Annotated in this window: 16 protein-coding genes, 1 tRNA gene and 1 pseudogene; 8 read left to right on the forward strand and 10 right to left on the reverse strand. The window is 67.0% G+C overall.

Going from position 1 to position 17561, the window contains the following annotated elements; genetic code table 11:
• Positions 1-87 precede the first annotated feature (87 nt).
• Together CYD53_RS16120 and CYD53_RS16125 are read right to left on the reverse strand one after the other, a co-directional pair.
• On the reverse strand, positions 88-1197 hold the full coding sequence (locus tag CYD53_RS16120; protein ID WP_210202356.1) for an ABC transporter substrate-binding protein: 1110 nt from the start codon (positions 1195-1197) through the stop codon (positions 88-90).
• A complete protein-coding gene (locus CYD53_RS16125) occupies positions 1175-1954 on the reverse strand; it encodes an IclR family transcriptional regulator domain-containing protein (protein WP_103719119.1) in 780 nt (259 codons plus the stop codon). Before CYD53_RS16125 ends, CYD53_RS16120 begins: the two co-directional genes overlap by 23 nt.
• A gap of 269 nt (positions 1955-2223) precedes the next feature.
• Between CYD53_RS16125 and CYD53_RS16130 the strand changes: the two genes are divergently transcribed.
• Together CYD53_RS16130 and CYD53_RS16135 are read left to right on the forward strand one after the other, a co-directional pair.
• The gene (locus CYD53_RS16130; RefSeq protein ID WP_103719120.1) at positions 2224-2853 is read left to right on the forward strand and encodes a TetR/AcrR family transcriptional regulator; all 630 of its coding nucleotides are present in this window, start codon (positions 2224-2226) and stop codon (positions 2851-2853) included.
• A gap of 18 nt (positions 2854-2871) precedes the next feature.
• Complete coding sequence (locus tag CYD53_RS16135) at positions 2872-3702, forward strand: AraC family transcriptional regulator (RefSeq protein ID WP_103719121.1); 831 nt, start codon at positions 2872-2874, stop codon at positions 3700-3702.
• Between the two features lie 38 nt (positions 3703-3740).
• Here the strand turns inward: CYD53_RS16135 and CYD53_RS16140 are convergent, their stop codons facing one another.
• Both CYD53_RS16140 and argE read right to left on the reverse strand, forming a co-directional pair.
• Positions 3741-5111 (reverse strand): MFS transporter, encoded by a 1371-nt coding sequence (locus tag CYD53_RS16140; protein ID WP_103719122.1) that lies wholly within the window; start codon positions 5109-5111, stop codon positions 3741-3743.
• Positions 5112-5137: 26 nt separating this feature from the next.
• The gene (gene argE, locus CYD53_RS16145) at positions 5138-6253 is read right to left on the reverse strand and encodes an acetylornithine deacetylase (protein ID WP_103719123.1); all 1116 of its coding nucleotides are present in this window, start codon (positions 6251-6253) and stop codon (positions 5138-5140) included.
• Positions 6254-6635: 382 nt separating this feature from the next.
• Here argE and CYD53_RS16150 point away from each other — a divergent pair.
• Positions 6636-6710: transfer RNA gene (locus tag CYD53_RS16150), tRNA-Gly, on the forward strand.
• 187 nt (positions 6711-6897) lie between these two features.
• Here CYD53_RS16150 and CYD53_RS16155 read toward each other — a convergent pair.
• The 5 genes and pseudogenes from CYD53_RS16155 to CYD53_RS16175 form a co-directional block, all read right to left on the reverse strand.
• Positions 6898-7968, reverse strand: coding sequence for a ligand-gated ion channel (locus CYD53_RS16155; RefSeq protein ID WP_103719124.1), 1071 nt, complete (start codon positions 7966-7968; stop codon positions 6898-6900).
• Positions 7965-8933, reverse strand: a complete 969-nt coding sequence (locus CYD53_RS16160; protein WP_103719125.1) for a cache domain-containing protein — start codon at positions 8931-8933, stop codon at positions 7965-7967. The genes CYD53_RS16155 and CYD53_RS16160 overlap by 4 nt, the downstream gene beginning before the upstream one ends.
• 147 nt (positions 8934-9080) lie before the next feature.
• Positions 9081-9301: pseudogene (locus CYD53_RS16165) on the reverse strand (VIT1/CCC1 transporter family protein); the annotation flags it as partial.
• A 30-nt stretch (positions 9302-9331) separates the two neighbouring features.
• A complete protein-coding gene (locus CYD53_RS16170; RefSeq protein WP_103719126.1) occupies positions 9332-9889 on the reverse strand; it encodes a cytochrome b in 558 nt (185 codons plus the stop codon).
• A gap of 44 nt (positions 9890-9933) precedes the next feature.
• On the reverse strand, positions 9934-10209 hold the full coding sequence (locus tag CYD53_RS16175; protein WP_103719127.1) for a PepSY domain-containing protein: 276 nt from the start codon (positions 10207-10209) through the stop codon (positions 9934-9936).
• A gap of 146 nt (positions 10210-10355) precedes the next feature.
• Between CYD53_RS16175 and CYD53_RS16180 the strand changes: the two genes are divergently transcribed.
• The 5 genes from CYD53_RS16180 (at position 10356) to CYD53_RS16200 (ending at position 16114) form a co-directional block, all read left to right on the forward strand.
• Positions 10356-11045 carry a response regulator gene (locus CYD53_RS16180; RefSeq protein ID WP_103719128.1) on the forward strand — a complete coding sequence of 230 codons (690 nt, stop codon included), beginning with the start codon at positions 10356-10358 and terminating at the stop codon, positions 11043-11045.
• The gene (locus CYD53_RS16185) at positions 11042-12400 is read left to right on the forward strand and encodes a sensor histidine kinase (RefSeq protein ID WP_210202357.1); all 1359 of its coding nucleotides are present in this window, start codon (positions 11042-11044) and stop codon (positions 12398-12400) included. Before CYD53_RS16180 ends, CYD53_RS16185 begins: the two co-directional genes overlap by 4 nt.
• A gap of 84 nt (positions 12401-12484) precedes the next feature.
• Positions 12485-12964: a DUF2271 domain-containing protein gene (locus tag CYD53_RS16190; protein ID WP_103719129.1), complete on the forward strand. Its 480-nt coding sequence runs from the start codon at positions 12485-12487 to the stop codon at positions 12962-12964.
• Between the two features lie 17 nt (positions 12965-12981).
• Positions 12982-15195 carry a PepSY domain-containing protein gene (locus tag CYD53_RS16195; RefSeq protein WP_103719130.1) on the forward strand — a complete coding sequence of 738 codons (2214 nt, stop codon included), beginning with the start codon at positions 12982-12984 and terminating at the stop codon, positions 15193-15195.
• Positions 15185-16114, forward strand: coding sequence for an FAD:protein FMN transferase (locus CYD53_RS16200; protein WP_103719131.1), 930 nt, complete (start codon positions 15185-15187; stop codon positions 16112-16114). The genes CYD53_RS16195 and CYD53_RS16200 overlap by 11 nt, the downstream gene beginning before the upstream one ends.
• A 31-nt stretch (positions 16115-16145) precedes the next feature.
• On the opposite strand, the gene CYD53_RS16205 is transcribed toward CYD53_RS16200, so the two are convergent.
• Positions 16146-17393, reverse strand: coding sequence for an APC family permease (locus CYD53_RS16205; RefSeq protein WP_245928270.1), 1248 nt, complete (start codon positions 17391-17393; stop codon positions 16146-16148).
• Positions 17394-17561: the final 168 nt, after the last annotated feature.

Genomic DNA, 17561 nt, shown 5'->3' on the forward strand with positions numbered 1-17561 from the left:
CTTGTGATCGGCAACCTTGCGGTCGGCAACCTTGTGATCGGAGAGTGTGGCCGCAGCCACCGGGGCGGCTGCGGCGTGCGGACGGCCTCAGCGGCCCTGCATGGCGGCGTTCCATTTCTCGACGAAGGGCTTGGCCTCATCGATCAGCGCCTTGCCGAAGCCGACGACGATCATGTTCTTTTCGCCGACCTTCTGAGCGATGCCCTGATAGGTGTAGCGGACCTCACTCTCCGCCACGTCCTCGCGATAGGGCACGAGACCGCCCTTGCCGAGCAGGGTCTGGCCCTTGTTGCTGAGCAGGAAATCGAGAAACAGCTTGGCGGAATTGATGTTGGCCGCCTGCTTGGGAATGCCCATGCCGCGCAGCATCACCGGCGTGCCGTCATCGGGGAAGGCGAAGCCGAGGATCTTGCCGCCCGGTTCGTCGAGGCGCGGGAAGATGGTGATGCCGGAGACCGCGATGCCGACGACATATTCGCCGGCCGCGATCTTCTCGTTCATCGGCCCGCCCGAGACCTCTCCGCGGATCATCGGCCCGATCGTGCGCAAGGCCGTCCAGCCGGCATCGCCCTTCTCGTGCAAGGTCTGCCACCAGGCCGCGAGGCCGAAGGAGTTGCGCGCCGCGTCATAGGTGGTGATCCGGCCCTTGTAGGTTCCGGGATCGGCCGCGGCCATCTTGGCGAGCGAGGCGAGGCCGGTCGGCCGCTGGCCCTCCTTCAGGAGAGCCGTGTTATAGGTCAGGACCAGCGGATCGGACGAGGCCACGAACACGCCGGGATAGGGCTTGCCGAAGGCGGGCAGTTTCTCGGCCTCGGGGCTCCTGTAGTCGAGCATGCGCCCGTCCAGGCCATAGGCGGCCCAGCGGTCATTGGCGCCGGAGACCAGCAGATCGGCCGTGCGCGCGCCGCTGCCGGCCTCGGCCTCCCAGCGCGAATGCACGGTGCCCGAACCGAGATCGAGCGTCTCGACCTTGATCCAGGGATAGCTCTGGCGGAAGCCGTCGAGCACCGGCTTCCAGTTGTTGTTCGCCATGTTGGAATAGATGACGAGCCCGTTTTCCTTGCGCGACGCCTCGATCGTCGCGCCGTAGTCGGCGGGGTAATAGCTCGGCGTGGCAGGCGCCTGCGCCGAGCCGATGCCGGGCGAGGCCACCAGCGCGGCGGCAGCGAGCAAGCTAGTCAGAAGGCCCTTGATCACGGTCGTTTCTCCCTGTGTTTTTCGCAAAGGACGCCGAGCGCTTCGCAAGCTCGTGGCTTGCCTGCGCGGCGGCGGCGATGGTCAGCGCCTTCAGGCGCTCTTGGTCTTGCGCGATCCGCTCACGCGGTCCCGAGATGTTGAGGGCGGCGACGACCCTGCCGTCCTGCGACAGGATCGGCGCCGCAATTCCGGCTGCGCCTTCGACGACGCCCTTGAGATTGACGAAGGCGCCGTCGCGCTGGGCGGCTTCGACATGCGCCCGCACGGTTGACGCCGTCGCCTCATCGAGCCCGGCGAGATAGGCCTCGCGCTCGCCTTGGCTCATTCCAGCCAAGAGGACGATGCCGCTGGCGACTTCGTGCAGGGTGCGCGCATGCGAGATATCCCGGTCGTAGCGGATCTCGCGCATGGGCAGGAGCTTGTTGAGGTAACGGACCTTGCCTTCGGTCAGGATGGCGATGAAGCCCGACTCGCGCGCGGCGTCGACGGCTTCACGCAGGACGGGTTCGACGACCCGCAGGATCGTGCCCCAGCCCTGCTGCCCGGGAGAAGGCTCGCCCGGCAGGCGGATGAGCACATAAAGCCCGTCGGGCTGCCGCAGCACATAGCCGGCCGAAACCAGCGAGCGCAGCAGCAGCAGGGCGCTGCTCTTGGGCACCGCCATCGCCTGCGTGATCTCGGCAAGCGTCGCCGGCTCGTAGCGGCGCGCCAGCCATTCGATGAATTCGAGGATGCGCTCGGCGCCTCGCCCACTCATCTGTCGCCTCGTCCCATCGTTCAGTATTTTGAACGTGTTTTATTTTATGAATGAGGCATAGCGCCCTGATGCCGGGGCTGTCAAACCCCGCGAGATCGGAAGCGCCTCGGTTGCCGGCGTGGCGCAGGGCGTCTTCTCGGCCTTGTCGTCCTGGTTGTGGGAACGCGCATGATCGTGAGGGCTTTGAGCGCCCCATCGCGATGTCACAGGCCTGCAGGCCAGCGAGAAGCGCGCTAGACGAGACGTTTCGTCTCGTCTAGCCTTGGCTCATGACCTCCGCCGCCGTCACCGCTCCCCGCCGATCGGCACAGTCCCATGAGGCCGTGCTTGCGGCCGCAGCCGAGATCGCTGGCCGGCGCGGCTATGGCCTTGCTCGGATCGAGGACATCGCCGCGCAGGCTGGCGTCGGCAAGCAGACGATCTATCGCTGGTGGCCCAACAAGGCCGCGCTCTTCATCGAGGTCTATGGCAGGCTCGTCCCTACCGGCCTTGGGGCCGAGAATGCGGGCAGCCTGGCCAACGACCTCACGAGGCTCCTGCAGCGACTATCGGCGTTGTATGCGGACACGCCTGCCGGCAACATCCTCTCCGGGCTGATCGCCGAAGCCCAGACCGATCCCCGCCTCGCCAGCCAATTGCACGACGCCTATGTCGCGCCGCGCCGCGAGATTCTGCGCTCCATCCTGAAGCGGGCCGCCGCGCGCGGGGACATCGCCTTTCCCGACAATGCCGACTTCGTCATCGATCTGTTCTCGGGCGCCGTCTGGTTCCGGATCCTGCTCGGCACGCGCCGGCTGGACCCGGCATTCATACAGCAGCTCGTCGATGCGCTGCTGCGCATGGTCCAGCGCGCTGAGCCTGCCCCGGCGATGCTGGCGGATATCCAGGCGAAGGATTGATCAGGGAGGGTTTGTGCCATGGCGCGCATCGATCCGCTCAATGTAACCCATTACTGGCGGGACCAGCGCCTGGATGGCCTGAGCCTGATGCGCGCCGACTTCCGGACGCAGCACTACGCCCCGCATCGCCACGAGGCTTTCGTCATCGCCGCAACCGAGTTCGGCGGCTCCGTCTTCAGGAGCAGGGGGCTTGTCGAGCAGGCGAGCGCCTCCACCTTGCTGGCCTTCAACCCCGCCGAGCCGCATTCGGGCGGGATGGGAGCGAGCCGGAGATGGCGCTACCGCTCGCTCTATCTCGAGCAAGCGGCGATCGACGCCGTGGCGCGAGGGCTCGGCATCCAAGCGGTGCCCTATTTCACCCGCAACCTGCTCCCCGATCTCGACCTCATCTCGCGCTTCCTCCTGCTGCACGGCGTGCTTCAGGATGGGCGCGACGTGCTCCGGGCCAATGAGCTGATGATCTCGACCTTCGCGCTGCTGTTTACGCGCCATGGCAGCGGCGGCGGCCGCATCGAGCCCGCACCGCGCGATCGCGCCCGGCTGAAGACGGCCCTCGACATGATCCGGGCGCGGCTGAACGAGGCCCTGTCCCTGTCCGACCTCAGCCAGACGCTGGCGCTGACCCAGTATCAGGTCATCAGCCTGTTCAAGCGGACGACGGGGCTGACACCCCATGCCTATGTCACGCAGCTTCGCCTGGACGTGGCTTGCCGCCGCCTCGCCCAAGGCGCTGGTATCGCCGATGTCGCGGTCGATTGCGGCTTCTACGATCAGAGCGCCCTGACCCGGCATTTCAAGCGCTGCTTCGGCCTGACCCCGCTGCAATTCGCCGCTGCGACCCGCAGCTGAATGGGCCGGGAGGCTCGCCCCTCGGCCCTTGATCGATATCAGCCTTCGCGACCGGCCGAGACCGGTGTCAGGATCGGATCGGGCACACCGCGGCCTATCGAGGTCCGCGGGCGGCCATGCAGCGCCAGGATGATCGCGGCGCTGAACGCCACCGCCGCAGTCACGTACCAGGCCGGCGACAGGCCGTTGCCGGTCCTGGCGATCAGCCAGGTGGCGATGAACGGCGCAAAGCCGCCGAATATCGTGACGGCAAGGTTGTAGGCGATCGAGGTCCCGGTCGAACGGATCTCTGCCGGGCATATTTCCGCGATCGCGGCCGGCGCCGTTCCGGTGAAAGCCGCGATCAGGGTGGCGAAGACGAGCTGGAAGGCGAGCAGCGACCCTAGCGCCGGCGACGCGCTGAGGAGCGCGAGCAAGGGATAGGTCAAGACCACGATGGCCAAAGCGGGACCGAGCAGAAGCGGGCGGCGGCCGATGCGATCCGACAAGGCTCCGAAGACCGGCGCCAGCACGAGCAGCACGACCAGGCTGACCGCATTGGCCAGGAAGGCCGTGCTCTGCGGCAGGTGGAGCTGGCGCACCGCATAGGTCGGCATGTAGATCAGGAAGAAATAGGTGCAGACGGTCCAGGTGATCGTGATGCCGAAGCCCGTGGCGATGCTGCGTTTATGGAAGCGCAGCGCCTCGCCAAGCGGCGAACCAGGCAACTTGCTGGCAGCCTGGGTGAACTCCTCGGCCTCCTCGGTCTGTGCGCGGATATAGAAGCCGACGGGACCGATCAGCAGGCCGAGCAGAAAGGGGATGCGCCAGCCCCAGCTCTCCAGCGCCTCCTGGGAGAGCAGGCCGGTGACGGCGGCGCCCAAGAGCGAGCCGAGCAGCAGGGCGCAGGCCTGGCTGGCCTGCTGCCAGCTTGCGAAGAAGCCCCGGCAACCGGGTGGCGCGTGCTCGACCAGGAAAGCCGTCGCGGCGCCGATCTCGCCCCCGGCGGAGAAGCCCTGGATCAGGCGCGCGAGCACGATGATGGCGGGAGCCCAGGCGCCGATGCTGGCATAGGTCGGCGCGAACCCGATCATGGCGGTGCCCAGCGCCATCAGCAGGATCGTCACAGACAGCGCGAATTTGCGCCCCCTGCTATCGGCCATGCTGCCGAGCACGATCGCGCCGACAGGCCGCATGAAGAAGCCGACGCCGAAGGTCGCGACCGTGAGAAGCAGCGACACCGTCTCGTCGCCGGCGGGAAAGAAAAGCCTGGAGATGATGATCGCGAAGAAGCCATAGACCGCGAAATCATAGGTTTCGAGCATATTGCCGATCGTCGCCGCGACGATGGCGCGACGGGATTTGGCGTGCATGGTCGCCGATACCGGCCCGGACTGCCCGAGGCCCGCTTGCATCTGTTCTGCCGACATGAAGATCCCCTTGTGCTTTTGTTGCCTTAAGCCTCGGCCCACTGCGTCGCGCGAGCGAGGAAGCGGGTCGCTCCCTCCAGCTGTTCCGCCGCGATCCATTCATCCGCCTGATGCGCCTGCTCGATCGAGCCCGGGCCGCAAACGACCGTCGGGATGCCCGCCGCCTGGAAGAAGCCGGCCTCGGTGCCGAAAGGCAGGTCCAGCAGCGGCAAGGCGCCGCCGAGTTCCTGCGCGATCGCAAGCGCCGGATTGTCCGGCTCCGGCCGCAGCGGCGGGATCGTCACGGTTTCCCGGGTTTCAGGCGGCAGGCCCGGCGGTGCGGCGCGCGCAATGAAAGCCTCGGTCGTGCTCCTCAATGCGGCGATGTCGGCGCTCGCAGCCGGCCTTATCTCCCAAAGGACCTCGCAGCGGCCCGGCACGATATTGATGCCGGTCCCACCGGAGATCTGGCCGACATTGAACGTCGTCCGGTCGTCGCCTTCGGCGTCGTGAGCCCCATGCCCGTCGAGAAGGCCGACGAAACGCGCCGCGGCCGCGATGGCGCTCACCCCCTTGCCGGGATTGCCGGAATGCACGGCATGGCCGTGGAAAACCGTCCGGAAGCCGAGATAGCCGCGATGGCGATCGCCGATGCGCATGCCGGTGGGTTCGCCGACGACGACGAGGGCCGGCCTGGACAGGTTCGCGACGAGATCGGCGACGAGGCTGGGCACGCCGAGGCAGCCGATCTCCTCGTCATAGCTCAGGGCCAGATGGACCGGGCGCTTCAACCTTGCCTGCCCCCATTGCGGCGCGAAAGCCAGGCAGCAGGCGACGAAGCCTTTCATGTCGGTCGCGCCGCGCCCGTAGAAGCGGCCGTCGCGCGGCGTCAGCTCGAAAGGGTTGCTGCTCCAGCTCTGGCCGTCGACGGGCACCGTGTCGGTATGGGCGGAGAGCACGATTCCGCCCGGCACGTCCGGACCGAAGCTGGCCAGCAGATTGGCCTTGGCGCCACCGGCGTCATGCGTGAGCCGGATCCTGGCGCCGGACGTTTCGAGCAGGGCCGCCGCCCAGCCCACGAGCGCCAGATTGGAGTTGCGCGAGGTCGTGTCGAAGGCGACGAGGCAATGGAGCAAGCCGGCGGGCGTCATCGGGTCGCTCATGCCGCGCGCGCCCTGGCCGATGTCAGTCGCGCCTTTGATCCTCCGGGCAGGGCGCAGCCGGAGCCGACGCCCAAGAGCTTTGCAGCCGGTCTCGGCTTATCGAGGTCGCGATGGTGGAAACTGTGCGCCATGCCCTGCCAGCCATTTCGAGTGTGCCGGGCAGCGTGATGCGGAGACGCCTGATGCTATTGGCGAAAATCGAGGGTTTCAGAAAAGAAGCGCCGCCGCGTCATCTCCCTGGCGAACCGGCGATGCTGCTTTGCCAGGGAGATGACCGCGCGAATCGAGATCGTGCATTGGCGCTTATTGGGAGATGACTCGCGCCGGCGATCCCGCTATGGAGGGCAATGTCGGCGGCAGGCGCATGCCCGCGAGCCGGCATGCGGGCGTAGTTCAGTGGTAGAACGTCAGCTTCCCAAGCTGAATGTCGTCGGTTCGATCCCGATCGCCCGCTCCAACATTTCAATGATTCAGCTTAGCCTCGACCGCGAGACGGTCCGCGGGAGCTACAAGCGCGAGCCACTCGTCGCCAGGCCGCGCTCTCTCGGCAATCGCGCAAAATTCTCCCTGATCAGGTTGCGCCTGTCCATGCGCCTGGAGCTGGCAAGATCCGAGGCGCTCGATACGCGCTTCCTTCTGCGGCCTCACCCAGGCAGCGCGCGCATGGCCGCGCCGATACAGATGATCAGCATCATCGCCGGCAGCGCCCAGCGCAGATGCCAGCGCAGATCGGCCGCATGGCCACGCCAGCGGGAGCTCGGCTGGGCGATGGCCACCGACAGGGCGATCTCGAACATCAGGACCGCGACAAGATAGAGGTAGCCGAGCGAGATCATCTCCGCCACGGGCGTATTGAGGGAGATCGAGCCCGGGAAGGAGGATTCGAAGGTGAAGCTGATCGCGGCCAGGGCCAGCAGCGAGGAGAAGATCAGCCCGCCCTTGTCCTGTTCCTTCAGCCCCGGAGACCAGAGCACGAACAGCGAGACCGCCAGCACGGCGATGATGGGGACGAAAATGCGCAGCAGGTAGCGCTCTGCATAGCGCGCGATCGTCACCGTTGCGTTGAGACGCGAGTAGGAGCGCGCGTTCCAGCCGATCACCTGGTCATTGGCGAAACGCAGTCCGATGGGGCGCCAGTCGACGACCGAGAGTGTGCTTTCGATGCCGGAGAAGGGGCGATCGGCTTCCGTGGTCAGGACGATCGCCTCCTGCTGCGCATAACGCGGCAGCGAAAGGCCGATCGTCAGATTCTGCCTGTCGAAGGGAAAGGCGTCCATGTTCATCCGGAAGCGGAAATCGCTTTCGAAGCGCTCGATCAGGACGGCTTCGCCGTCGGCATGCACGGAGAACGCAACGGTGCGCGCGTCCTTCTCCCCGATCTGGTTGTCGAGCGAAAGCCCGGGCGACCAGATGGTCTTGAGGCTGTCGTCGGCCTCGTCGCCCACCTTGTCCTCGCGTGCGAGGCCGCGCGCGACGGCGTCGAAGGCGAGGCGTGGATCTCGCCAGCGCTGGGTCAATTCGAGGTGGAGGCGCCCCTGCCCGGACACCTCCTTGATCTCCAGGATGTTGAGGACGCGCAGGGCCACGTGAACGCGCACGGGCAGGCCGGCGGCTTGGGGCAGGCTGGTCTTGCCGCCATTTGGCGGTTCGTCGGCCGAGGCTCCGCGCATGAGGCCGATGAGCAGCAGAAGCGTCAGGGTGAGGAGGCGAGTCATGCGTCGAGCCGTCGCCTTTGACCCGACAGCACGAGAAATCCGACGAAGGCCAGTATCCCGCCGCAAAGAGCGATGACCCAAAGCTCCGTGCCGAGGCGGCGCCAGTCGGACTGGGAATCCTCCTTGAGCATCAGGACCGTCCCGACGAGCTTCCCGGAGAAGTCGACGAGCGGCTGGCTCATGAACGCATAGCTGCGCTCGCCGATCTGCTTCTGTCCGATCTCCACATCCCGCAGCGGCTTGATCGTCTGGGAACGCAGCAAGGCCAGAAATATCGGATCATCAGTCGATGCCATGATCGTCAGCTCGCCGACCGAGGGCAGCTTCGGATCGAGCGCAACGCCGGTCAGGGACGCGGCTGCTATCACCGCGATCTCGCTATTGGTGGTGGTTTTGACGAGTTCGATCAGCGGGCGCAGGTCGAAACCGATCTCCATCGTGCCGAGAAAGTCTTCGCCGCGCTGGACGAGCGCGACGCCGCGGATGCCGATGCCCGCGATGCCGATCTCGACCCCGGTCTGGGCCCGCCGAAGCCGATTGGCCGCAACGATCATCGCGCGAAAGGCGGAGATGTCGTCGCCGTGCTGATCCGGTCGATGCATGCGGAGCAGATAGCGCAGGTCTTTGCCGTGATAGCCGAAGATCTGTACGTTCGCCTGGCGGCCCAGATACTGGTAGGCCTCGTTCGACAAGGCCTGCAATCGGGCGCGATCTTCGGCCGCCAGCGCGTCGCGGATCTCGGCGTTGCGTGCGAAGGATTCGGCGAGCGACAGCGAGAATTTGGCGGCCTGTTCGAAGCTGGAGCTCAGCAAGGTTCCAACCAGCCGCATCTGCGCCTCGCGACCGCGCGACGCTGCGCCTTCGAGGCTGCGCTGCTGGTGCCACAGCATCGCCCCGAGAATCAGGGCGATGAGAAGCGCTGGCAGCCCTGCGATCAGCAGGCGCTTCCTGGAAACCGATAGCATTGAGATGCCCCCACATCTTTTGCGCGGGGCTGGACACTCTGCCAGCCGGCCGGCGCATTACGTGGCGATATGGCAGCCTCTGACGCGAGGCAAGGGGCGGTCCGCGCCTTCCCGCGGATTTTGCCAGGCTCGCTCACCGCGGGCGGTTCGGGCGAGGCCCGGCTCGACGCCGCGCGCGACGTATATCTGCGTCAACTCGGCGAGTTCGGTCTCGGGCTGCCCGGCGAGCTCACGGCGTTCTTGGCCGCGGCCGCGACGCGGACGGCCAGCCTCGGCGTCGAGATGATGCCGTCATTGGCGCCCAGCACAGCAGCACGAAGCCGGCCGATCCGCTCGACGGGGTGATTGTCGCGGTGGAGTCGATGCATGATGGCGGTCATTCCGGCTCGTCGCAGGCGTCAGGCGCCAGGGCTGGAGCGGCGCGGCGTCACGAAGGGCACCATCCGCGCGAGCGTGGCATCCCTGAGGACGAGATGATGCCCGATCGCAGCCAGCGCATGTCCGCCGGCCAGGATCATAAAGGCATGCGCGGCGACGCCATGGGCGTCCTCGAGCGTCTTGGCCAGGGCGATATCGAGTGCGAACGGAGAAGGGATGACGACCAAGGAAAACAAACCGACCACACGGCCCTTCATCCAGGCTGCAGAGAGCCCGATCAAGGGTATGGCGAACATGGCGCCGTAGAGGCCAAGATGCGCCATCCTGGCAGCGAAAGCGGCCATTGGCGCTGCCGCGATCGCCTTCGGCGCAGGCGTCATCGCGCGCCATCCGATACGCATGATCGTCAACGCGATCACGAGCAAGCCGATCGACATGTGCAGCGTGAGCAGCCCCGCTCGAAAATCGCCCTTGGGCAGCTCTTCGCGCACAAGACCGATCGCATAGGCCGCGAAGACTGCGAGCGCGATGATCCAGTGCAGGCTTATGGTGACGGGGTCGTAACGGCGGGTCGGCATGGGGTATTCCTTCTCGTGAAAGGGGCGTGGCCGAAGACGGCGGGTCAGTCGTCATCGCCGTCCCGCGCGACCCGTTCCAGCGTTGCGGGATCGAACTTCGCCTTGATCCGTCGCCCCTGGGCATCGGTGGCGCGAACCTTGTAGCAACCGTCGTCGGTCTTGATCCGGCGGATGGTCCAGCCTTCGGCGTGCAGCTTTTCGACCAGCGCTTCGCGCGGCTTCCACTCTGTCATGGGCGCGGAACAGCGCTGGCTGGCGATCGCGGGAGCCGCCACGCCGACGATGATCGTCAGCGCTGCAATTGGCAGGATGCGCTTCATGGGATCTGTCCTCCCCGGACGGCGATGAATGGCCCTTTTCATCATGCCAGGCTGACACCCACCTGAATGGCAGGCGCGATTGCGTTCAGCCTGCTGTCAGCTTCGTGCCATAAGCGGGCGACGGCTCCCGGAGGTTGCCCCCTGCCATGCGCGTGCTACTCGTCGAGGACGATCCGATCCTGGGGCCGGCGGTGCGCGACCAGGTCGCAGCCGATGGGAACGGTGTCGATTGGGCGACACGGCTTGACGATGCGGCCGAATTCGTCCGCCTAGCGGCCTATGATTTGATCCTGCTCGACCTGATGCTGCCCGATGGCCGCGGCCTCGATTTCCTGCGCGCGCGGCGACAGGCCGGCGACACGACCGCGGTGATCATCCTGACGGCGCGCGACCAGGTTTCCGACCGTATCGCGGGGCTCAATGCCGGCGCCGACGACTATCTGGTCAAGCCCTTCGACCTTGCCGAACTGTCCGCACGCCTGAGCGCCGTGGCGCGCCGCTATGGCGGCAACCCGAACCCGCTGATGCAGATCGGCGGGCTGACGGTCGATCTGGCAGCGCGCAGCATCGTCAGGGACGGCCGCTCCGTCTCCCTGACCTCGCGCGAATGGGCCCTGTTTGACGCCTTCATCCAGCGCCCGACCATGCTGCTCTCCAAGGCGCTGCTAGAAGAGCGGCTCTACACCTTCGACTCCCAGGTCGAAAGCAACACGATCGAGGTCTATGTCGGGCGCCTGCGCAAGAAGCTCGGCGCGGGGGTGATCGAGACCGTGCGCGGCATGGGCTACCGGCTCGGCGCCGTCGCCGTGGCGGGGTCGAGCCGGAGCCGGCCATGATGCGCATCGCCGTGCCGCCCAAGGGAAGCTTGCAGCGCCGGCTTGCCTTCGCGCTCACGGGTGGGGTCATGGCGTTGTGGCTCCTGGCGACGGTGGGCGCAGGCCTGCTCCTGCGCCGTGAGATCGACGAGGTCTTCGACAGCGCCCTGCAGGAGGTGGTGCAGCGCGTGCTGCCGCTGGCCTATGCCGAGGTTCTCAACCGCGAGGCGGACGCGGAGCCGGGCCTGCAGCAGGTCGCATCGGTCGGCGCCCATCGCGAATACATCACCTATTTGGTGCGTGACGCGGCAGGCCGCAGCCTGCTCCAGTCCCATGACGCAGACCCGGCGCAGTTTCCGCCGAATCCGCCCCATGGTTTCAGCGACGGGCCAAGCTCGCGGCTCTACACGGAGGTGGCTGTCAGCGGGACGCTGGTCGTCACGGCCGCCGAGCGTCCGGGCCATCGCCAGAAGGCGGTGCGCGATGCCATCAAGGTGCTCGCCTGGCCGCTGCTCCTGCTGCTGCCGCTCGGCATTGCCGGAACCTGGGCGCTGGTCGCAGTCACCTTGCGTCCGATCGCGGCGTTCAGGCGCGAGATCGAGGCGCGCGGGGACGGTCATCTGGCACCGGTCTCCGTCGCCGCCTTGCCCTCCGAGATCGCTCCGGTGGCGGAAGCGGTGAACGCGCTGATGGCGCGGGTGCGGCGGGTGCTAGACGCCGAGCGCAGCTTCACGGCCAACAGCGCTCATGAACTGCGTACTCCGGTCGCTGCCGCCCTCGCACAGGCCCAGCGCCTCAAGGCGGAGCTTCCCGAGGGGCCGGCTCGCGCCCGGACAGTCGAGATCGAGACGGCCTTACAACGGCTGGCGCGCCTGTCCGAGAAGCTGCTTCAACTCGCCAAGGCCGAAGGCGCCGGGGTGCGGTCGGAGGTGCCCCAGGACCTCGTGCCGGCGCTTCGCATCGTCCTGCATGACCTCGAGGCCCAAGGCCTGGTCGAGGTCTCGTTACCGAGACGAGGCCGGTTCTTCTCGACACTGGACATGGACGCGTTTGCGATCCTCGCGCGCAACCTGATCGAGAATGCGCTCAAGCACGGCGATTCCAGCCGGCCGGTGGGCGTGAGACTGACGGATGACGGGCGCTTCAGCGTGACCAGTCCCGGCCCGGTGCTGTCGCCGGAGATTATCGCCGGCATGACACAGCGCTTCGTGCGTGGCGCGACCACGGCCGATGGCGCAGGCCTGGGCCTCTCGATCGTGCAGGCGATCATGCGCGGTGTCGGCGGCGAGATCGCGCTCTCCTCGCCTGCCTCGGGGCAGGCAGATGGCCTCGAGGTCTGGGTGCAACTCCCCGTCTCGAAGCTGGCAGCCGGCTGAACACCTTTCGCCACCGTCTTCAGGTCCCTGTCAGCTTCGCGGCGCATCTCTCCTCGCATCGTTTCCGCAATCCGGAGAGTTGCCATGAGACATCTCGCACGCGCTTTTGCCTTAGCCGTTCCGCTTGGCCTCGCCGGCGCCATCACGCAGAGCGCCGTCGTCGAGGCGCGGCCGGTCCGGATTGCCACGACCCTGAAGCCCTATGGCGGCAACGGCGCCTATCTCGCGATCTACATCACCGACCCGCAGGGCAAGCTCCACAAGACGGTCAGGATCGCCGGCGGCAAGGCCAAGTACTACAAGCATCTCAGCGCCTGGAACCGGCTCTCGGGCGGCCGTATCGACGGCACGACCGGCGCCAGCGTCGGCAGCGGGCAGTCGCTTTCGGTCAGCGTCGAAATCGCCGATGCGCTCATCGACGCCGGCTACCAGATCCGCGTCGACAGCGCCGTCGAGGACGGGAACGACGTCCCCGGTGACGCGGTCGCGCCGCTCGCCCAGTCCGATGCGGGCAAGCCCGTCGCTGGCAGGGGTTATGTGAAGTCCCTGACCTTCGACATGTGATCGGGGCCAGGTGTCACATGCTGCGCCAGATCCACTCCTTGCCCGGCCTGATCGCCGCATTGCTCGTAGCGGTACTGGCGCTGACCGGTGCGATCCTCTCCGTCCAGCCCGCGCTGGAACATGTCGCGGCGCCGTCGGTCGCCACAGATACGATCAGCGTCGCCGCCCTGGCGGGAGCCGCGCAGGCGCAGCACGCCGAAATCGACAAGATCGTCAAGACAGCCTCCGGCTCGGTCCTCGTCAGCTATTTCGAGGGCGACAAGGCCGGCGTCGATCTCGTGGACCGCGCCACGGGCCAGGTCATCGGCCCGCATACGCCGTCCGCGACCATCCGCTTCGTCACCGACCTGCACCGCTCGCTGCTGCTGGGTACGGCTGGCCGCGTCGCGGCGGGGCTGGGCGCGCTGGCCATGGTGATCCTCACCATCACTGGCGCCATGATGCTTGCCGCGCGCCTTGGCGGCTGGGCCGCGCTGCTGAAGCCGATCCGCGGCCGTTCGCGCCAGCGCTGGCATGCACAGGCGGGGCGGCTGGCCATGGTCGGGCTGCTGCTCACGGCCCTGACGGGCTGCTACTTGTCCCTGACGAGCTTCGAACTGGTTCCTGACGGCTCGACCCAGCAGTCGCCGGCGGCATCTGGAAGCGGCGCCGACCGCGCTCCCGTCGGCAGTCTTGCCGCATTGAAGGCCATCGACCTCGCCGATCTGCGCGAACTCGCCTTTCCTTACGCGGCGGATCCGACCGACACCTACCGGCTGACCACGGCGGCTGGTGTCACGCAGATCGATGCCGCCACGGGCGAGGCCCTGTCGTTCCAGCCGCATTCGGCGGCCAGGCAGATCTACGAGCTGATCTACATGCTCCATACCGGCCAGGGCCTGTGGCCGCTGGGCCTGCTGCTGGGGTTGTCCGCGCTGGCTGTGCCGGTCTTCGCGGTCACGGGCGCGATGATCTGGTGGCAGCGCCGCCGGTTCCTGCCGCGCTTCGAGAGCAACAGTCCTGCCTCCGCGGCCGACACGATCATCCTGGTCGGGAGCGAGGGAGGCAGCACATGGGGTTTCGCAAAGACGCTCCATGTCGCCCTCACGCGAGCCGGATACAAGGCGCATGCGGCTTCCATGAACGCACTGGCACCTTCCTATCCGAAGGCGGCGCGCATGCTGATCCTGACCGCGACCTATGGCGACGGGACGGCCCCGGCCAATGCCAACGCCTTCCTGACCCGTCTTGCTCGGCACAAGGCGAAGCTTCCCGTCGCTGTGCTCGGCTTCGGCGACCGCTGCTTCCCGAAATTCTGCCGGTTCGCCGATGACGTCGCGGCTGCCCTCGCCACCAAAGGCTGGCCGGCACTGATCGAGACCGACCGCATAGACCGCCAGTCGGCACAGTCCTTCGCGCTCTGGGGCGAACAGCTCGGGGCGGTGCTCGGCCACAAGCTGGCGCTCGCCCATGTCGCGGAACGACCCAGGACCACGGCGCTCGAACTGGTGAAGCGCCTCGATTTCGGTTCCGAAGTCCAGGCTCCGACGGCGATCTTGACGTTCGCTCTGCCGAGTCTCCCGGCTGAGCGAACGGTCTGGAGACGCCTTTTCCCTGCGTCGCTCCCGCACTTCGATGCCGGCGACCTCGTCGGCATCGTCCCGCCGGGAAGCACAGTGCCGCGCTATTATTCGCTCGCCTCGTCCTCGCGCGACGGCTTTCTCGAGATCTGCGTGCGCAAGCAGCCCGGCGGCCTCTGCTCGGGCTTCCTCAACGACCTTCCGTTCGGCGGGCGGATCGACGCCTTCATCAAGAGCAACCCAGCCTTCCGGCCGAATGCGAGCGCCGCTCCTCTGATCCTGATCGGGGCCGGTGCGGGAATAGCGCCTCTGATGGGCTTTCTGCGCGCGAACCGACCGCGGCGCGAAGCCCATCTCTACTGGGGCGGACGTTCGCCGGCGTCCGACTTCCTCTACCGCGACGAACTCGCCTCATGTGTCGCCGACGGGCGACTGACCGGACTGAACGCCGTCTTTTCGCGCGTCGCCGATGGCGGCCATGTGCAGGACAGGCTGACCGATGACGCCCAGTCCCTCTCTGCACTCCTGCGGCGCGGCGCGCAAATCATGGTCTGCGGCGGGCGCGACATGGCCGACGGCGTCTCCCTCGCCCTCGACGCGATCCTGGCCCAGATGGGACTGAGCACGGCCGAGCTGAGGGCCAGCGGGCTCTATCTCGAAGATGTCTATTGAGCCGCCGGCGCTGGAGCGCCGCACCCTCAACGGGCCGACCATGGGAACGCGCTATTCGGCCGTCTTCTTCGTCTCCAACGATGTGGACCAGGAGAAGCTGGCCGCGGCCCTGTTCGAGGCCGTCGATCGCGTCGACCATCAGATGTCGACATGGAAGCCCGATTCGGACCTCAATCGGCTCAATCGCGCTGCCACCGACATCTGGGTGCCGATTCCCGCCGAGCTGATGAGCGTCCTGCAGGCGTCCCTGCGGATCGGCCGGCAGTCGCAGGGCGCATTCGACATCGGCATCGGCGATCTCGTCTGCGCCTGGGGCTTCGGCGCCAGGGCGGCCGCCTCCGACAGCGTGCTACCGGGTCCGGTCGTGCCGCAACGGATGACGACCACCGAGGCGCTCGAACTTGATCCGTCCCTGCGCCGGGCCCGTAAGCATGCTCCCCTCGCGCTTGATCTGTCGGGGATCGCCAAGGGCTACGCCGTCGATGAGATGGCGCGCGTCATGCGCCGGTTCGCGGTTCCTGCCTGGCTGGTCGGCATCGACGGCGAGATGCGTGCCGCGGGTGTGAAGCGTGACGGAACGCCCTGGGTCGTCGCCCACGAGCGCCCCGTGCGCGGCGCGCGAGAAGCCATGGGCGTCATCGAACTCGAGGACCGCGCGGTCGCGACCTCGGGCAATTATCGTCGGTTTCGCGACATCGGCACGCGAACGATCTCCCACACCATGGATCCCCGGATCGGTCTGCCGCTGGAGAACGGCCTCGCCTCCGTGACGGTGCTCGCTGCGACATGCATGGAGGCCGACGCCTGGGCGTCGGCCTATCTGGTCATGGGCGAGGTCGCCGGGCCATGGCTGGCCCAGGTGATGGACATGGATGCGATCTTCGTGCTCGCAAACGGGACCGTCCTGGGGCGGCCTTAGGATGAGCGGCTCTTCATCGAGGGCAGCTCGGTCAGCGTGCCATCAAGTCGAATAGCAGGAGCAGCAGACTCGTCCCCAGGCCGGCAAACGGAACCCAGCCCGGACACAGGAAGATATCCGGCGGAGGTTCGCCTTCCTGACGCTTGATCCGGATCAGGGCGATGTTGACGATGGCGAAGATGATGAGCGTGAAACGCGATGTGAAATCGGCGAGCCCCGCCAGCGGGACCGAGAGCGACAGGACGAGGATGGCCGAGACGCCGAGCGCCGTCGCCAGGAGCGGCGTGCCAGTCGTGGTGTTCAGTTTCGTCAGCGCGCGTGGAAGATTGCCCTGCTCGGCCATGCCGTAGACCACGCGCGCGATCATGATCATGTGGACGATGATGCCGTTCAGGGTGGCAACCACGGCGATGGCACTCATCGTCACGAGCGGCAACCCGGTCTGGCGCTCGAAGACGAGCGCCAACGGCGCCGAGGAGAGCGCCAGTTCCTGCGGAGGGACTGCGACGACGGCGACCCAGACCACGACCGCATAGATCAGCGCCGTGAGGCCGAGGGTCAGGAACAGGGCCCGTGGCAGCGTACGGCGCGGCTCTTTCATCTCCTCGGCGACGTTCACGATGTGCTCGAATCCGATGAAGGCGAAGACGGCGATCAGCGTCGTGCTGGAGAGTCCGACCCAGGCCGACATGTCGTCGAAGCCAGGCCACGCTTCCGGCAACCGCGTCAGCAACTTGCTGCCCGAACCTAAGCCGGCAACGATGATCAGGAGGAGGCCCCCCACCTCGATCAGGGTCATGATCCCGGCGAAGGTGACCGACTGGACCGTTGCGAGACAGGCGATGAGGCCCATCGCGAGCACGACCCCGGTGATGATCCAGGGGGCGGGCCAGTCCAGGAAAATGGCGACGTAGCCCGCGCTCCCCACGCTGATCGTCGCTGCGGAGATCGTGGCGGTGGCGACGACGAGAAGCCCGACGGCAAGGCTGAGCCAACGCCGCTTGAAGGCCGTCTCGACATAGGCCGCCTCGCTCGCGCTGACGGGCATGCGCGTGCCGAGTTCGGCAAAAGTGGCCGCGGTGAAGGCCATGACGAGCGCCGCGCCCAGGAAGGCGAGCGGCGCGTGCATCCCGCTGCGGCCGGCGGCCGTGCCGACCAGGACATAGATTCCGGCGCCGATGGTGACGCCAAGGCCATAGAGGACGGCGTGTGCGAGAGTCAGCGTCCGGAGCAGGCCGTCGGGGCCAGCGGAACCGCCCTGCACTTCATCGCTGGGCAAGGCTCGGCTCCGTGGGTTGGGACTCGGCATCAGTGGTTCATCTGCGACACGGAGCGAGCCAGACGCCTTGGAGAGGCGGGACAGCGGACGTGAAACGACCGCATCCGCAGCTTTGGGCCTCCAGATGCCGCGGCGCAAGCGAGGACGTCCGGGGTGCCCGTGGGGACC

The sequence above is a fragment of the Allobosea psychrotolerans genome, assembly GCF_002917105.1.
Taxonomy (GTDB): Bacteria; Pseudomonadota; Alphaproteobacteria; order Rhizobiales; family Beijerinckiaceae; genus Allobosea; species Allobosea psychrotolerans.

Bases quoted from the DNA above. Each gene is read 5' to 3' on its own strand.
- CYD53_RS16125 (WP_103719119.1), bottom strand. From the start codon at position 1,954: ATGAGTGGGCGAGGCGCCGAGCGCATCCTCGAATTCATCGAATGGCTG.
- CYD53_RS16130 (WP_103719120.1), top strand. From the start codon at position 2,224: ATGACCTCCGCCGCCGTCACCGCTCCCCGCCGATCGGCACAGTCCCAT.
- CYD53_RS16135 (WP_103719121.1), top strand. From the start codon at position 2,872: ATGGCGCGCATCGATCCGCTCAATGTAACCCATTACTGGCGGGACCAG.
- CYD53_RS16140 (WP_103719122.1), bottom strand. From the start codon at position 5,111: ATGTCGGCAGAACAGATGCAAGCGGGCCTCGGGCAGTCCGGGCCGGTA.
- argE (WP_103719123.1), bottom strand. From the start codon at position 6,253: ATGAGCGACCCGATGACGCCCGCCGGCTTGCTCCATTGCCTCGTCGCC.
- CYD53_RS16155 (WP_103719124.1), bottom strand. From the start codon at position 7,968: ATGACTCGCCTCCTCACCCTGACGCTTCTGCTGCTCATCGGCCTCATG.
- CYD53_RS16160 (WP_103719125.1), bottom strand. From the start codon at position 8,933: ATGCTATCGGTTTCCAGGAAGCGCCTGCTGATCGCAGGGCTGCCAGCG.
- CYD53_RS16170 (WP_103719126.1), bottom strand. From the start codon at position 9,889: ATGCCGACCCGCCGTTACGACCCCGTCACCATAAGCCTGCACTGGATC.
- CYD53_RS16175 (WP_103719127.1), bottom strand. From the start codon at position 10,209: ATGAAGCGCATCCTGCCAATTGCAGCGCTGACGATCATCGTCGGCGTG.
- CYD53_RS16180 (WP_103719128.1), top strand. From the start codon at position 10,356: ATGCGCGTGCTACTCGTCGAGGACGATCCGATCCTGGGGCCGGCGGTG.
- CYD53_RS16185 (WP_210202357.1), top strand. From the start codon at position 11,042: ATGATGCGCATCGCCGTGCCGCCCAAGGGAAGCTTGCAGCGCCGGCTT.
- CYD53_RS16190 (WP_103719129.1), top strand. From the start codon at position 12,485: ATGAGACATCTCGCACGCGCTTTTGCCTTAGCCGTTCCGCTTGGCCTC.
- CYD53_RS16195 (WP_103719130.1), top strand. From the start codon at position 12,982: ATGCTGCGCCAGATCCACTCCTTGCCCGGCCTGATCGCCGCATTGCTC.
- CYD53_RS16200 (WP_103719131.1), top strand. From the start codon at position 15,185: ATGTCTATTGAGCCGCCGGCGCTGGAGCGCCGCACCCTCAACGGGCCG.